Annotated in this window: 13 protein-coding genes; 7 read left to right on the top strand and 6 right to left on the bottom strand. The window is 60.9% G+C overall.

Annotation, left to right across the window (positions count from 1 at the left end; all coding sequences use genetic code 11):
• Positions 1-118 precede the first annotated feature (118 nt).
• The 5 genes from DOCECA_RS22560 to DOCECA_RS22540 all read left to right on the top strand — a co-directional run bounded on the left by DOCECA_RS22560 (position 119) and on the right by DOCECA_RS22540 (position 3930).
• Positions 119-511 carry a glutamine synthetase gene (locus DOCECA_RS22560; RefSeq protein ID WP_445571113.1) on the top strand — a complete coding sequence of 131 codons (393 nt, stop codon included), beginning with the start codon at positions 119-121 and terminating at the stop codon, positions 509-511.
• A 105-nt stretch (positions 512-616) separates the two neighbouring features.
• Complete coding sequence (folE2, locus tag DOCECA_RS22555) at positions 617-1513, top strand: GTP cyclohydrolase FolE2 (protein WP_434611692.1); 897 nt, start codon at positions 617-619, stop codon at positions 1511-1513.
• Positions 1510-2178 carry a metal ABC transporter ATP-binding protein gene (locus DOCECA_RS22550; RefSeq protein ID WP_420766090.1) on the top strand — a complete coding sequence of 223 codons (669 nt, stop codon included), beginning with the start codon at positions 1510-1512 and terminating at the stop codon, positions 2176-2178. Before folE2 ends, DOCECA_RS22550 begins: the two co-directional genes overlap by 4 nt.
• A complete protein-coding gene (locus DOCECA_RS22545) occupies positions 2178-3044 on the top strand; it encodes a metal ABC transporter permease (RefSeq protein WP_434561532.1) in 867 nt (288 codons plus the stop codon). The genes DOCECA_RS22550 and DOCECA_RS22545 overlap by 1 nt, the downstream gene beginning before the upstream one ends.
• Before the next feature lie 10 nt (positions 3045-3054).
• Positions 3055-3930, top strand: a complete 876-nt coding sequence (locus tag DOCECA_RS22540; RefSeq protein ID WP_445571112.1) for a metal ABC transporter substrate-binding protein — start codon at positions 3055-3057, stop codon at positions 3928-3930.
• A gap of 2 nt (positions 3931-3932) precedes the next feature.
• Here the strand turns inward: DOCECA_RS22540 and DOCECA_RS22535 are convergent, their stop codons facing one another.
• Positions 3933-4454, bottom strand: a complete 522-nt coding sequence (locus tag DOCECA_RS22535) for a DUF3617 domain-containing protein (RefSeq protein ID WP_420766087.1) — start codon at positions 4452-4454, stop codon at positions 3933-3935.
• 140 nt (positions 4455-4594) lie between these two features.
• Here DOCECA_RS22535 and cls point away from each other — a divergent pair, with 140 nt between their 5' ends.
• Positions 4595-6034: a cardiolipin synthase gene (gene cls, locus DOCECA_RS22530; RefSeq protein ID WP_445571111.1), complete on the top strand. Its 1440-nt coding sequence runs from the start codon at positions 4595-4597 to the stop codon at positions 6032-6034.
• Here cls and cfaB read toward each other — a convergent pair.
• The 5 genes from cfaB to hflK (DOCECA_RS22505) form a co-directional block, all read right to left on the bottom strand.
• Positions 6031-7218, bottom strand: a complete 1188-nt coding sequence (gene cfaB, locus DOCECA_RS22525; protein WP_420766085.1) for a C17 cyclopropane fatty acid synthase CfaB — start codon at positions 7216-7218, stop codon at positions 6031-6033. The genes cls and cfaB overlap by 4 nt on opposite strands.
• A gap of 190 nt (positions 7219-7408) precedes the next feature.
• The gene (locus DOCECA_RS22520) at positions 7409-9304 is read right to left on the bottom strand and encodes a cation-translocating P-type ATPase (protein ID WP_445571110.1); all 1896 of its coding nucleotides are present in this window, start codon (positions 9302-9304) and stop codon (positions 7409-7411) included.
• The gene (hflK, locus tag DOCECA_RS22515; RefSeq protein WP_420766083.1) at positions 9301-10353 is read right to left on the bottom strand and encodes a protease modulator HflK; all 1053 of its coding nucleotides are present in this window, start codon (positions 10351-10353) and stop codon (positions 9301-9303) included. The genes DOCECA_RS22520 and hflK (DOCECA_RS22515) overlap by 4 nt, the downstream gene beginning before the upstream one ends.
• Positions 10350-11387: a protease modulator HflC gene (gene hflC, locus DOCECA_RS22510; protein WP_445571109.1), complete on the bottom strand. Its 1038-nt coding sequence runs from the start codon at positions 11385-11387 to the stop codon at positions 10350-10352. Before hflC ends, hflK (DOCECA_RS22515) begins: the two co-directional genes overlap by 4 nt.
• Positions 11384-13345 (bottom strand): protease modulator HflK, encoded by a 1962-nt coding sequence (hflK, locus tag DOCECA_RS22505; protein WP_445572183.1) that lies wholly within the window; start codon positions 13343-13345, stop codon positions 11384-11386. Before hflK (DOCECA_RS22505) ends, hflC begins: the two co-directional genes overlap by 4 nt.
• Positions 13346-13553: 208 nt before the next feature.
• Here hflK (DOCECA_RS22505) and lpdA point away from each other — a divergent pair, with 208 nt between their 5' ends.
• A complete protein-coding gene (gene lpdA / locus DOCECA_RS22500) occupies positions 13554-14954 on the top strand; it encodes a dihydrolipoyl dehydrogenase (RefSeq protein ID WP_434649583.1) in 1401 nt (466 codons plus the stop codon).
• The last annotated feature ends 74 nt before the right edge of the window (positions 14955-15028 follow it).

Genomic DNA, 15028 nt, shown 5'->3' with positions numbered 1-15028 from the left:
TTGGGACGCCGTTATTCACGGGGAGTCTTCAGGCATTGGTTCGATGAAAGGCTGGTCGATATATATGTTATAGTATAACAGTGCAAGCTGACCAAACGATTTCCATGGGCGACACCGTATGCCGAGCTTTTCGAACATTTTGCCGATAGGGCTGTTATTGCTATTTTCAGTGGGTGCTTCGGCTCACCCGCCCACGCCGGCCAATTGCACGCGCAGCGCCAATCTGCTCGCGTGCGTCGATGCACAAGGCAATGCCTACAGCGTTTTCACGGCAGGAAATACCTTTTATTTACGAGGTTTTGAGGCTTCCGGACGGCGCTATTGGTCCCAGACAAATAGCCGTTATGGTCAGCTGACGTTTTTCACCGGGTTTGCTTCTGATGGCGAAGCCTGGGTTGGATATAGCCGGCGCGTGGGTTGGACCACTATCAATCGCTTTTCCAGCTCCGGCGGGGGCGGTGGCCGGTTTGTATGCGGCCGTATGAGCGGGTGCGGGCAACCGAAACGCTGATGTTTCACGTGGAACGATGCCCATGAAAAAGCATTCATGAAAAAGGCCTCGTCGCTTTTATTGTTATACTATAACATCCAAGCGAACCTCTTCTGGACCTTCAAGATGAATGCGTTAACTCTGCCAGACGTCGCGGCACAGGCATCTCGCCAGAACTTGCCGCTAGATTGGGTCGGCATGTGCGGCATTGCTGTACCGCTGTTGATCGACGGTCAACGCTTGAGCGCAACTGCTGACGCGGGCGTCAGCCTCGATGATGGCGAAGCTCGTGGCATCCATATGTCACGCTTGTATCTGGCGCTGGAGCCGCTCGAAAACTCCCCACTTTCGCCGTCTCTTTTACGACAGATTTTACAGAGCTTCCTTGATAGCCATGGGGGATTGTCCCGGCGCGCCTCGCTTAGCCTGAAGACGGATCTCATGTACAAACGCTCCGCCTTGATCAGCCCTCTTGCTGGGTGGAAGCTGTACCCCACCAAGGTGGACGCTCACTTGGACGATTCGATGTTCCACGTGGAACTTGAGATTCAAGTTCCGTATTCATCCACCTGTCCCTGCTCGGCAGCGCTCGCGCGTCAGCTCATTCAGCAACAATTCATCGAGGATTTTGCAAACAAAGCGCTCGAGCATGCCGACGTGCTCGCTTGGCTGGGCTCATCAAAAGGCATCGTCGCTACCCCTCATAGCCAACGCAGCCTCGCCACCTTGAAAGTGCGGCTGAACACCGATATCCGTGAATTACCATGGCTGGCCCTGATCAACGAGGCCGAGGCTGCCCTGGGCACCGCTGTACAAACCGCCGTGAAGCGTGCGGACGAACAAGCCTTTGCCCTGGCCAACGGCCAGAACCTGATGTTCTGTGAAGACGCCGCGCGTCGATTGAACGTCGCGTTGCAAAAGATGCCCTGGATCTCCTCATTTGACGTGCGGGTGGTTCACGCTGAAAGCCTCCATGCCCACGATGCCGTCGCCCAGAGTCACTGGGTCCGGGAGGCCTCATGATTCGTTGCCAAGCCTTGAGATGGGGTGCGCCGGGTCAACCGCTCACGCCTCCGCTGGACATGGAACGACCTGAAGGCAGCCTGACCGCCATCATCGGCGCCAACGGCTCCGGAAAAAGCAGCCTTTTAAAAGTGCTGGCCGGGTTGCAAAAGCCGCTATCGGGAACAGCCTCATTGAATGTGCCTCGGCGCGGCGGTGTTTCATTCCTGCCCCAGCAACAACACTTGGACCGGCATTTCCCGATCAGCCTGCAAGAGCTGGTTGCAGCAGGCTCATGGGGCCTTCGACAAAATCCCGCGACCCGAAACCAGCGACTCAAGGCCGTCCTGGACGATTGGAATCTAAGCGGCCTCGAACATCGCCCGCTGATGGCTTTGTCGGGTGGTGAGCTACAGCGTTCCCTGCTCGCCCGGTTGAGCTTGGCCGAGGCACCCGTGCTGCTGCTCGACGAGCCTCATGCTGCGCTCGACGAAATGGGCCAGGCGCTGTTGTGGAAACATATTCACCAATGGCACCGAGAAGGTCGGACCTTAATGGTGGTCTGTCACGACCTCGCTGCGGTACATCGGCATGTTCCCCACACCTTGCTGATCAGTCCTACAGGTTGCGCATTGGGTCGCAGCGTCGACTTGATCGAACGGCCTCAGTACACGCAGGTCGCCTGATGCTCAGCGCAACCCACCTATGGCAGCCCTTCCTGGATTTCCTGTTCATGCGCCGGGCGTTATTGGGCGGTCTGGTACTGGCGTGCAGCACGGCTCCACTAGGGGTGTTTCTGATTCTGCGGCGGATGAGCCTGATCGGTGATGCCGTGGCTCACGGCATCCTGCCGGGCGCAGCGCTCGGGTTCTGGTTCGCCGGCTTGAGCCTGCCTGCCCTGACCGTCGGAGGCCTGGGGGCCGGCCTGAGCATGGCCGGGCTCGCAGCGTGGATTACCCGCCGCACTGGACTGCGAGAGGACGCCAGCCTGGCGGCGATCTATCCCATATCCCTGGCGGCCGGCGTACTGATTCTCGGCATGGCCGGCAAACGCCTGGACTTGCTGCACCTGTTATTTGGTTCCGCACTAGCAGTAGACAGTCCGACACTCACCGGCATGCTCTGGGTTTGCGCCGCAAGCCTGGGTGCAATGGCGCTGATCTATCGCCCGCTGTTGCTCGATACCCTGGACCCCTTGTTTCTGCGGACAGTCAGTCGTCTGGGTCCGTTGGCCCACGGCGTGTTCCTGACACTTGTGGTGTTGAACCTGGTGATCGGCTTCCAGGCCATCGGAGCGCTGATGGTTGTGGGCCTGATGATGTTGCCTGCCGCGGCTTCGCGGTTCTGGAGCCGCCGCCTGCCGACCCTGATGGCTATGGCCGCACTGTTCGGCTGCCTTTCGGTGTGGCTGGGCCTGCTGCTGTCCTTCTACTTCTCGCTGCCCAGCGGACCGGCCATCGTACTGATGGCGGGCGTGCTCTATTTGCTGTCCGTAGTATTCGGTCCGGTGCATGGCTTGCTGCGCCGCCCGCCTTTGCTCACATCCCAATGAGGTTTTGCCGATGCGCGCCCTGCTCCTGATATTTAGCTTGATGGTGTCCATGTCCTCCCCTGCTGCCGAAAAGCTGCAGGTCGTCACCAGCTTCAGCATTCTTGCCGACATGACCCAACAGGTCGGCGGCGAACACGTACAGATCGTCAACATGGTCGGTCCCGACGCCGACGCACACACCTACGAGCCCACCCCAGACGATGCCAAGGCGCTGCTGAAAGCCAAGGTGATCATCAAGAATGGATTGGGCTTCGAGCCGTGGCTGGATCGCCTGGTCACCAGCACCGAAACCACCGCGCCGGTAATCAGTGCCAGCCGTGGCGTGATTCCACGTTCCTTGGACGAAGACGGGGAGACCATCCCAGACCCGCATGCGTGGCACAACCTTGCCAACGCCGTGCTCTACATCGGCAACATCACGAAGGCATTGGAAGCAGCCGACCCGGCCAACAAGGCCGATTACGAACGTAACAGCCAGGCGTACCTGAAAAAGATCCATGCCCTACTCGCCGAAGCCAAGGCGAAGTTCACCGCTTTGCCACCCGGCAATCGCAAGATCGTCACTTCTCACGACGCCTTCGGTTACCTGGGCCAAGCCTACGGCATCGATTTCATGGCACCGCAAGGCTTGTCCACTGAACGCGAGCCATCGGCTGCCGAAGTCGCCGCCTTGATCACGCAAATCCGCCAGGCCAAAGTCAAAGCGGTGTTCATGGAAAACATCAAGGACGCACGCCTGCTCAAGCAAATTGCCGATGAAAGCGGCGCGCACATCGGCGGCACCTTGTACTCCGACGCCCTCGCCGCCAGCGGACCCGCGAGCACGTTTACCGGCCTGTTCGAGTACAACCTCAACACCCTGTACGAAGCATTGAGCCAGCCCTGAAATCAAGCCCTTGGCTTGACCGTTCCGCAATCCTGCCCCAGCCACACGGCGCGGGTATCCAGGCTACCGTTCTGCTGGATGCCCGTGGCGTTGAACGTGCCATTGACCTTGGTGGTGAATTCGCGATCACTCTGGAAGGTCGCGATGCCGCTGCCCTGGGCTTTCGGACAACTGAAGCGAAACTTCCATTGGTTGCCGGTCCGCTCGGTGATCTGCTGCTTGCACCCTGACTGCGGATCCTGCAGCGGGATGTCGTTGGTCTGGACTTGCTCCGGCGTCAGGCAAACCCGAATACCTTTACCACCCATGGTGATGCCTTGCTTTTCCAGCATCGCTCGCTGCTCGGGCGTCATCTGGTTCTGCAACTGGCCGAGGATCAATTGCAGGTCAGGCAGATTCTGGTTATCAACCTTCATGTTGCTTGTCGTCAGTTCCCACAGGCCCGGTTGAAGCATCTGCGCATGAGCCGCTACAGGAACCGAGAAACCAATGGCCAAGGCCAAACCCAGCAGGCGAACTTTCATTGCAAAAACTCCAGAGGACAAGTGGCCGTTAGACGCTGCCGGCAAGCTTCGGTTCAGGCCAGCACAGGTGAATTAATTAGCGACATTCGTTGCGTAACATGGTCTGTTAAGCATTGAAACTTCAGGAGCACGGCTGCCCCATGGACTATTACGGCCCGCATGTTTTCGGTTACCTGATCGCGCTGCTCCACACCCTCGGTTCCATCGCCGCGGTCCATGCGGTACTCACCGTGCGAACCGCCCAAGGCTCGATCGCCTGGGCCCTGTCACTGGTGTTCATCCCTTATCTGACGCTTATTCCCTACCTGGTTTTTGGCCGCAGTACTTTCGACGGTTACATCAAGGCGCGACGACAGGCCAACGAAGAGATGCGCAAGGCGATCTCCGAGCTGAACTGGCGGCCTTGGGTCGAAGAGGCGCTCGCAGCCCGCGCGTCGCACGCTTATGCTTCTTTGCGCGCCATGCCGAAGCTCGGACGCGCGCCTTGCCTGGCGAATAACCAGGTGCGGCTGCTGGTGGATGGCCACGCCACGTTCGAGGCGATTTTCCAGGCCATGGAAAGTGCGCGGGAAGCCATTCTGATCCAATTCTTCATCATCCATGACGACCGTCTCGGCCAACGCTTGCACGCGTTACTGTTGAAGAAAGCAGCCGAGGGCGTGGCGGTATACCTGCTTTATGACCGTATCGGCAGTCACTCCCTGCCCCACCGTTATGTCCAGGCACTGCGCGACGGCGGCGTCCATGTGAAAGCCTTTGCCACCCGCAGCGGTTGGTTGAACCGGTTCCAGGTCAACTTCCGCAACCATCGCAAGATCGTGGCCGTGGACGGCGTCCTGGGGTTTGTCGGTGGTCACAACGTGGGCGACGAATACCTGGGCGAAAAGCCTCCGTTGGCCCCATGGCGCGACACCCACGTCGAAGTGCGCGGCCCCGTGGTGGCGAGCATGCAGGAATCCTTTGCGGAAGACTGGTTCTGGGCCGCCCGTGCGTTGCCGCCATTGATCCTGCCGGACACCTATCCGGATGGCGGCGTGCTCTGCCAACTGCTGGCCAGCGGTCCGGCGGACGCGCAGGAAACCTGCTCATTGTTTTTCGTCGAAGCGATCCACGCCGCAAACGAGCGAATCTGGATCACCACGCCTTACTTCATCCCTGACGAAGCGGTCTTTGCGGCGCTGCGCCTGGCCGTCTTGCGCGGCGTGGATGTGCGTATCCTGCTACCTTCGCGGCCCGATCACAAAATCGTCTACGCGGCGTCCAGCCTCTATGCATTCGAAGCGGTGCGGGCCGGCGTCCGGGTGTTTCGTTATGAGCCAGGATTCCTGCACCAGAAAGTCGTACTGATCGATCAGGAAATAAGCGCGATCGGCAGTGCGAACCTGGATAACCGTTCGTTTCGATTGAATTTCGAAGTCATGCTGCTGACCGTTGATATCGCGTTTGCCAGCGAAGTGGAGCAAATGCTCGAGAAGGATTTTGCCCAAGCCCACGAAGTGGCCAAACAAGAAAGCCGGGAGACCCACCGCCTGCAAAAAATCGGCATGCGAATCGCCCGGCTCATTTCGCCGATTCTTTAAGGCGTGTAAATGTCGTCGCGAGTCCAAGGCAATTCATGGCTGCCATCGGCATGGGCCTTGACCGCGAGAATCTGGTGCAGGTTTATCCAGCCCTTGGCGAACGCGTAGGCGCAGCCCGCCAGATACAGCCGCCAGATTCGCAAGGCCTGCTCCGGTACTTCCCTGGACGCGGCTTCGAGGTTGTCCTCCAAACGCTCGCTCCAATGATCGAGGGTGCGCGCGTAGTGCATGCGCAGGCTTTCTACATCGACGATTTCCAGCCCGGCTTCGCTGATTTCGGCAGAGATCATCGACAGATGCGGCAACTCACCATTGGGAAACACGTATTTCTCGATGAATTCGCCCGCCCCGCGCCCTACCGGACGGCCATCGGTGTGCTTGGCGGTGATACCGTGATTCATCACCAAGCCGCCTTCACGGACGGCACCGAACAGCGTCTTGCAGTACTGGGCCAGGTTGGCGTGCCCCACGTGTTCGAACATGCCGACACTGACCACTTTGTCAAAACGTCCGTCCTGGGGCAGGTCCCGATAGTCCAGCAATTGCAGCTCCACCTGATCTTCCAGGCCTTCAGCCTTGACCCGCTCCCGAGCCAGGGCGAGCTGCGCCTTGCTCAGGGTAATGCCAAACACCTTGGCTCCGAATTCCCGCGCCGCGAAACGCGCCAACCCGCCCCAGCCACAGCCAACGTCCAACAGATAGTCTCCGGGTTGCAGGCGCAGCTTGCGGCACAAATGGCGGAATTTCGCTTGTTGCGCTTGTTCGAGGGTTTCGCTGCCGGTCTCGAAATAAGCGCATGAATACACCATGTCGCTGTCGAGCCAGAGCTGATAAAACGCATTGGACAGGTCGTAGTGATAGGAGATCGCCTTGGCGTCGGTTTCCTTGTCGTGGACAGTACGCACCGGCAAGTTGCTGTCGTCTTCGTCCACCAGGGCCTGGCTCAGCTCGTCACATACACGAATGACTTCATTGATAGAGCCTTCAAGCTCGAGTTTGCCTTCGACAAACGCTGCACCCAGTGCATCCAGGCTGGGGTGGGTGAATTGCGCGACCACTTGAGGGTCCTTGACCACAATCGTGACGCTGGGATCGGCACCGAGCGTGAACTCATGGCCATCCCAGAGCCGCAAACGAAGCGGTAGATGCAGATTCTGTAAGGCCGGCGGAAGTTGAGCGAGCATGAAAAATCCCCCCTTTGTTTCAGACGTCTGAAATGAGGGTAGACCATGCTAGAAAAATAGCAGGCTATCGAATTTATAGCCTTTTTCTATCGCCCTGTTACCAGCTGTGTTTTAGCAGTGACTGCTGGCGAAGGAGTGCCCTCTCGTAAGTGACTGCGGGCGCCGCCAACAGTTCGCTCCAGCTCGCTCGTTAGATTCTCAACAGCGGTTCCTGGAACCGCAGCAGACGCCCAGCATTTCCAAGCACCAACAGGGTGCTCAAGTTGTGCAGCAACGCGGCGATCATCGCGCCCGCCGCGCCCAGCCAGCCAAATGCGGCGAAGGCAACGATAGCGAGCGTCCAACCCAGGCCGATGATGACATTGACCTGCAACGTACGTCGGCACTGCCGGCTCAACCGTACACAGGTTCCAAGGCGCCTCAGATCACTGCCAATCAGGACGATATCCGCCGACGCAAGCGCGATATCCGCCCCGCCGGCACCCATTGCGACCCCCACCACCCCGGCTTTCAGCGCCAGGGAATCATTGATCCCGTCACCCACCACCATCGGCCGGAAGCCGTGACCGATTTCGGCCATGACCCGTTTAAGTTTGTCTTCCGGCAAAGCCTGCGCTTGCAGATCGTTGATACCAACCTGCTGCGCCAACGCAGTCGCCACGCTTTGGCGATCTCCGGTCAACAACAATTGGCGACCCAGGCCAAGCTCGCGCAACTCGGCCATGGCCGCCCGCGCTTCAGGTTTGACGCTGTCGGCCAGCAGCAACCAGGCGAGAAATTGCCCATCGAGGGCCAAGCCGGCGATTGGGCCGTCATGCTCGGGAATGGCCGGCGTCTCGATTCCCAGCCGGGCGAACAACTCGGGACGACCAAGTGCGGCTTCGCCCCGTCCGGTCATGGCCACCACGCCCAGGCCCTGGCGTTCGTGTACATCGCTAAGCGGCAGATAATGTTGCGCATCCACCTGCCCTGCCAGCGCTCGGCTGACCGGATGACTGCTGGCCGATCCGAGGCTGGCGGCCAAAGGCAGCAGCTCGGAGCGATCCGCCGAGGCGCCTTGTATCGATTGCAGTTGCAATGTGCCGTAGGTCAAGGTTCCGGTCTTGTCGATGACCAGCGAGGTCAGGTCGGCCAGCTCCTCCAAGAAAGCCGAGCTGCGAATCAGGATCCCGTGACGTGCAGCCACCGCAATCCCGGCAATGGCCGTTGCCGGCGCTGACAGCACCAAGGCGCAGGGACACGCCGCCACCAGGACCGCGAGCATCGCCTGGGCATCGTTCGTGACAAACCAGGTCACCGCCGCCAGCAGCAACACCAGCACCAGGTAACGACCGGCGTAGCGTTCGAGCAAGCGGGTAATCGGCGGCTTGGAACGCTCGGCGTTTTGCATCAGGGCAATGACTTTGCCCAGCGTCGACGCTTCGCCAATGCGCGTCACTTCCAGGCGCAGCAGACCGTCGAGGTTGATCGCGCCGCCAAACACATCCATCCCCGCGACCGCCTCCACGGGTACGGACTCGCCCGTGATGGGCGCGGTGTCGAGGCTCGCTTGCCCGGACAAGACTCGCCCGTCGGCAGGCACCCTGTCACCGGCGCGAACCTCCACCACATCGCCTGGTCGTAGCGTGCCGTTATCGACTTCGATGACCGAGCCGTCGGCCTGCACTTTGCGACCTTGGCTTCGGGTCAACTGGCCGAGGGCGTGGATGGCTTCCTGGGAGCCGATCACACTGCGTTCTTCCAGCACGTGACCGAAGATCATGATGATGGGCAACAGCGCGGCCGTCAGCAGATCGCCGGTGGCCCAGGCCCCAAGCATTGCCAAGGCGATGAGTTGATCCGTGATCCCATGCAAGCTCGGATACCGCAAGCTGTACCAGGCGGAACGCATTACCGGCACCGCTACCAGCAACGAGGCAGCACCCAACAACAACTGGCTGACACCGTTTTGCGCTGGCGACCAACCGCGCCATGCCAGGCCCAAGGCGAGCAGCCCGAGTGCGAGCATCGCCAAGGTCAGCTGCCGAGCGGCTGCACGCTGTTCGGCAGAAGACAACATCGGTGAGGCAGTGGCTTGAGCAGTCATTGCCCGGCTCCTTGGATAATCAAGCGGGAATCGTCTTTCGGATCGACCGTGGTCACCGACCCGGCCCGACGCAGGATTTCAGGCATGCGTTCACGGTACAGCCGCCACGGCATCTGCGGATCGCTGCCCTGGGTCTTGGCCAAGCCGAACACCGAAGCGGTGTCGGACGACGCTTTGGCGAGCCGTTCGCCAGCCTGGGCATGGGCCACCTGCAAGGCCCGGTCGGCCTCCTGGCGGGCTGACTGGGTCTGTTTTTCCGCCTCGGTACGGGCGCTGGCGACGGCTTTGTCGGCCTGCTGGCTGGCGGTCAGTACTGCGTTGAAAGCCCCCACGGCAGGCCCGGGCAGGCTCGACTGCACGTCGACTCGCACCACTTCGATTCCCAACCCCTGCCCTGTCGCGGCAAGATCAGCGAGTCGCCGGTTGATACCTTGCACCAGATCGCCACGAAGGCGCTCCCGACGCTCCGCGGCCTGGCTATCGCTACCCAACAATTCGGGGCGAGCCACCAGGATCGTGTCCAGGTCCCGGGCTGCGGCAAGAGCCACGGCACTGCGGGTCGCCAACCGATCCAGGGCCGGCAAGACGTGCTCGCCTTGCAGGACAAACGCGTAAGGGTCGGTGACCTTGTAGAAAACCCGCACGTCCAGCTGCACCACGCCGGCGTCACCGGTCAATAAATAACCAGAACCCGCCAAGGCATCCGTCACTGGCGAAGCGAAGCTGGCCACTCGATCGGCCTGTAGCGCCGCATCCGAGCGGAGCAGATTTTCTACGCGGCGTTCCAGGACTCGATCCGCCGCCGGCAGTAGGATCACCTGTTCCACGGGACGAGGCCATGCCCATAAAAGTCCCGCGTTCTGGACACGATCCAGTGCGCCAAAGTGCAAAACCATCGCGCGGTCCTGCGGAGCGACCTGCCGCACGTTGGCGAACAACCAGGCCAACGCGGCAAGGACAGTGACCGCGTAAAGCGCAAGGAACGACAGGCGTCCGGCCTGAATCCATGGACTGGACAGCTCGTTTGTTCCACGTGGAACCAAACTCATGGCTGGGTCCCGCCCTTGGGTTCCAGTGAAGGGGGGCCGTCCACCAACACCCGGAATGGCGCCGCGTCTGTGCGCAGAATCAGCTTGGTGCCCGGGCTGACGATGGTCTCCAAGGTGTCCAGCGAGCGGAGCAGATTGTAAAGCTGGGGCGAACCCGCATAGGCCTTTCCATAGATCTGCGCCGCCTCCACGCGAGATTGTGCCTCTATCTCGGCAGCTTTGACGGTGGCGTCGGCTTGCATGATTCGCGCGTCACGTTCAGCCGCCGAACGAATTTGTGCTGCTTCACGCTTACCGATGGCGGTGCGCTCCGTGGCGATGGTTTCTCGTTCGGCACGCATGCGGTCCACGGTTGCGGTAAGCGTTACCGAAGGCAAAGTCAGGCGCTCGATGCCCACTTGCAAGACCCGCACACCATAGGTTGTCAGCAGTTGCTGCTCGATCTGTTGACGCAGTTGGGTTTCAAAATCGACGATGCGCACTTGGCTGGCATCGGTATTGACCAGATTCGCCAAATCGAAACTGGCGGCCGTGGTCTCCAGCGCCGAGCCGACAAACGTGCGAATTTGCCGTGCGGCTTCGTCTGGCTGGTTCTGCACTGCCCGCATGAAACGCTGCACATTTTCCGGGTCCGCTTGCACCTGCCACGTGACATAGGCCTGAACAATGATTCGCAGCCCATCGCGAGTACCGACATCCTGCAATCCGCTGGAGCTGGTACGTAACCGCAAATCCACCGGGACCGCTGCTTCGAATGGCGCCGGCCAGCGCCAGCCCAGGCCCGGGTCCAGCAGCACTCGCGCCGGGTTGCCAAAACGGGTGATAACGGTGGCCTCCCCCGAGCGCACTTGCACCAGGCTGGCAGCCGCTATGGCAAACACTACCAACAGCGTTGCCCAGCCCATGCGCCTCCAGGGAAACGGACCAGTCTGCTGCGGGTCGCCGTGGTGATGATGATGCCCGTGGTGATGACCAACATGGCCATGATCGTGACCACCGTGGTCGTGATGGTCGTGTGACGAAGACTGGCTCAATGGGCAGCTCCTGGCAGGACAGGGTTACGTGGCGACGCAGGGTCCGCCGGCAGCGGGAAAGTGCGCAGATCCAGGGTCGGCGCGTTGCCGCTGCCGCCCACGCGATGATCGAGAATCAGCAGATTGGCCTTGTCCAGGCCATGGCTCAGTTGGCTGAAGTACTGCTCAAGGAGGAAGGCGTGGCCTGCCTTCGCATAGGCTTGGCGTTCGGCATCGAAGCGCAGGCCCGCGGCTTCGGCGGCGGCGTTGATTTCCCTCGCCGTGGCTTGGGCCTGGTCATGGGCGATGCTGGCTTGCAGTTGCGCCTGGTTGGTCTGTTCAGCCGCGGCGCCGCGCTCCCGGGCGATCAATGCCTGCGCGCCGATCTGCGCCGCTTGCACACCGTGATAGGCATTCGCCGCGCCAGCCGGAGGGTGGATCGCCTCGACCACTGTCGCAAGAATCTCAACGCCGCTGTCCAACGATTGCAAGTCAGCCTGCACCGCACGGCCGATTTCGTCGGCCAGGCTGACCCGGTCCGCGCCCAGCAAACCGTCCAGCGTGCGCGATGCGAATTCATGCACGAGGATGCGGCTGGCCGTGCTGCGGATCAGCGTTGGCACATCGGCACTGTTGTACGTCGCAGCAAGCGCTGCGGCATCCGTCAGGCCGATGCGATATACAAAGCGCACATCCATGTTGACGATCTCGAAGCTTTGTTTATCGGCACGCCGGCTGGCGATGACTTGGGATTTATCGTTCACATGCGTGGCGTCCCATAACCGATTGGCGTTGACCGGCGCCGGTCCTTCGGCCGGTTCCGCTTGCACAAGCGCGTTGCTATCGCCAACGCTGGTCGCCAATTCATGCACGACACCATTTTCCACTTTGAGCACCCTGCCCCACGGCCAAGGGAGGCCCCCATGCAGGCCTGGGCCAAGGACTTGCACCGGCTCGCCGAATCGCTCGTAGATTCCGCGCTCCTGCAACGCCACTTCATGCACGCCGGTGAGCGACCAGCCCACCAGCGCCACCAGCGCCAGCACAGGAAAGAACGCCCGGCGCATATAGCTGAACGCCCAGATCTGACGCAGGTCGATGCCGAAACGGTTGTGTAACTCGTGCTGCAAGACCAGCAACGGTTGCGGCGGCCAGCGCAGCAGATCGGCGACAAAGCTGCGACCCATCAGCGTCGGCTCGAGGGAGTCGCGGCGCGGGCTGAATAAGGAGAGTATGGCGCGCAACAGCAGCTCCACCGCGACCAGCCCTGGCAACACCCCGATCAACACTCCCAGGCGCGTCGGCCAGATCGACGTATCGGCGGCGAACAGCAGGCACAATGCGCCAAGGACAAGCACGGCGATCGCCACCCGCGCGAGCTGTGCCAATGGCAAGGCTTCCGGCCACTCGATTGGCGGTTGCTGGGCCAGTTGGCGTTCAAACACCAGCAAGCTGAAGGCCAGCAATAACGAAACCACCGCCCCGACACTCGCCGACACCCCAAGCGATGCAGCAGGCAAATCTAGATTCCAGGCTTGCTCAAGGCTCAGCAACGCCAGGAGCGCCCAACCAGAAAGCCACAACGCGGGCGCCCCGATTTGCTTCAGCAGACCGACCCAGCGGGCGCTGATCCCCTCGAGCATCCGCTCATACCAATCCGAGTCCTCAACCGGCTCGGTTTCAACAGGTGCGTTGTCCACCGCAGGCGCCAGCGCCTCGCTGCGCCAACGCGTCACCCACCCGGCCGATTGCAGGCCCGCCAACAACACAATAAGGCCGGCGCTTTGGCTGACCAACAGGGCAGGCCACAAGGATTGCGGCGAGAACAATCCGATGAAAAACGCCAGTACCAGGCCCAATCCCGCCAGGCCGGCCAGCGCCAACGCGATCCGCTTCAAGCGGCGTGTCTGGAGCGCAGCACGCTGAAAGCGCGGCCACTCGGCCACCCGTGCCCCTTCGATTTCTAGATCGACTTGCATGTCATCCCAGCGCATGTGGAAAAACCAAATTCAGGGCTGTGGATAAAAACCGCCACCGCTCCGCTACGTTCGTTACTTTATAACCGGTGCTGTGAAATTTCCGTGTTGAATTTTTCACGGCCGGCCCTAGTGACTTTAGCCTTGACCGTAATCTCTGGAAACGCTCATATTACGTACATAATTTTTTGGACGAGGCGGGAGAACAGTGATGAGCGATTACGATGTGATCATTCTGGGCGGCGGTCCCGGCGGCTATAACGCAGCGATTCGGGCCGGGCAGTTGGGCTTGAAGGCCGCCTGCATCGAAGGCCGCGCAACGCTGGGCGGCACCTGCCTGAACGTCGGTTGCATGCCCTCCAAGGCACTGCTCCACGCGTCTGAGCTGTACGAAGCGGCCAAGGGCGCGGAATTTGCCAATCTGGGCATCAACGTCAGCCCTACCCTCGACCTCGCTCAGATGATGAAACAAAAGGACGAAAGCGTGGCGGGCCTGACCAAGGGCATCGAGTTTCTGTTTCGCAAAAACAAGGTCGATTGGATCAAGGGTTGGGGCCATATCGATGGGCCCGGCAAGGTGAGCGTCACCGGCGGCGATGGCGGCAAGGTTGAACTCGGCGCCAAGGACATCGTTATCGCCACCGGCTCCGAGCCGACGCCACTGCCCGGAGTAGAGGTCGATAACCGGCGCATCCTCGATTCCACTGGCGCATTGTCCCTCGGCGAAGTGCCCCGTCACCTGGTGGTCATCGGCGCGGGGGTCATTGGTCTGGAACTGGGCTCAGTCTGGCGACGCCTGGGCGCTGAAGTGACCGTGGTGGAATACCTCGATCGCATCTGCCCGGGTGTGGATGCGGACACCGGCAAGACCTTGCAGAGAGCCCTGGCGAAACAGGGCATTCAATTCAAGCTGGGGGCCAAGGTCACTGGCGCCGTGTCCTCGGCCAACGGCGTGCAGTTACAGGTCGAATCCGCAGCAGGCGGCAACGCGCAGACGTTGGACGCCGATTACGTGCTGGTCGCCATTGGCCGCCGGCCTTACACACAAGGGCTGGGGCTGGAAAATGTCGGGTTGACGACCGACCCGCGTGGCCTGCTCGCCAACAAGCGCCACCGCACTGAGGCGCCCGGTGTCTGGGTGATCGGCGATGTCACGTCCGGGCCGATGCTCGCCCACAAGGCCGAAGACGAGGCCATGGCCTGCATCGAGCAGATTGCCGGCAAGGCCGGCGAGGTCAATTACGACCTGATCCCCAACGTGATCTATACCCGGCCGGAACTGGCCAGCGTCGGCAAGACCGAGGAACAGCTCAAGGCTGCGGGCCGCGCCTACAAAGTCGGGAAATTCCCTTTTACGGCCAACAGCCGGGCGAAGATCAATCACGAAACCGAAGGGTTCGCCAAAGTGTTGGCCGATGAGCACACCGACGAGATCCTCGGCGTGCATCTGGTTGGCCCAAGCGTCAGCGAAATGATTGGCGAATACTGCGTAGCGATGGAGTTCGGCGCCTCGGCCGAAGACATCGCCCTGATCTGCCACCCGCACCCGACCCGCTCGGAGGCATTGCGCCAGGCGGCGATGAATGTGGAAGGAATGGCGACGCAGATGTAGCGCCGCATTCCTGTGGGAGCGAGCTTGCTCGCGATGGCGTCAGGTCAGTCTCATCCACACCTACTGACTCAGCC

The sequence above is a fragment of the Pseudomonas sp. E102 genome, assembly GCF_052660185.1.
The sequence above is the reverse complement of the archived record's forward strand: the minus strand, read 5'-3'. Positions and strand labels throughout refer to the sequence as shown.

Bases quoted from the DNA above. Each gene is read 5' to 3' on its own strand.
- DOCECA_RS22560 (WP_445571113.1), top strand. From the start codon at position 119: ATGCCGAGCTTTTCGAACATTTTGCCGATAGGGCTGTTATTGCTATTT.
- folE2 (WP_434611692.1), top strand. From the start codon at position 617: ATGAATGCGTTAACTCTGCCAGACGTCGCGGCACAGGCATCTCGCCAG.
- DOCECA_RS22550 (WP_420766090.1), top strand. From the start codon at position 1,510: ATGATTCGTTGCCAAGCCTTGAGATGGGGTGCGCCGGGTCAACCGCTC.
- DOCECA_RS22545 (WP_434561532.1), top strand. From the start codon at position 2,178: ATGCTCAGCGCAACCCACCTATGGCAGCCCTTCCTGGATTTCCTGTTC.
- DOCECA_RS22540 (WP_445571112.1), top strand. From the start codon at position 3,055: ATGCGCGCCCTGCTCCTGATATTTAGCTTGATGGTGTCCATGTCCTCC.
- DOCECA_RS22535 (WP_420766087.1), bottom strand. From the start codon at position 4,454: ATGAAAGTTCGCCTGCTGGGTTTGGCCTTGGCCATTGGTTTCTCGGTT.
- cls (WP_445571111.1), top strand. From the start codon at position 4,595: ATGGACTATTACGGCCCGCATGTTTTCGGTTACCTGATCGCGCTGCTC.
- cfaB (WP_420766085.1), bottom strand. From the start codon at position 7,218: ATGCTCGCTCAACTTCCGCCGGCCTTACAGAATCTGCATCTACCGCTT.
- DOCECA_RS22520 (WP_445571110.1), bottom strand. From the start codon at position 9,304: ATGACTGCTCAAGCCACTGCCTCACCGATGTTGTCTTCTGCCGAACAG.
- hflK (WP_420766083.1), bottom strand. From the start codon at position 10,353: ATGAGTTTGGTTCCACGTGGAACAAACGAGCTGTCCAGTCCATGGATT.
- hflK (WP_445572183.1), bottom strand. From the start codon at position 13,345: ATGCAAGTCGATCTAGAAATCGAAGGGGCACGGGTGGCCGAGTGGCCG.
- lpdA (WP_434649583.1), top strand. From the start codon at position 13,554: ATGAGCGATTACGATGTGATCATTCTGGGCGGCGGTCCCGGCGGCTAT.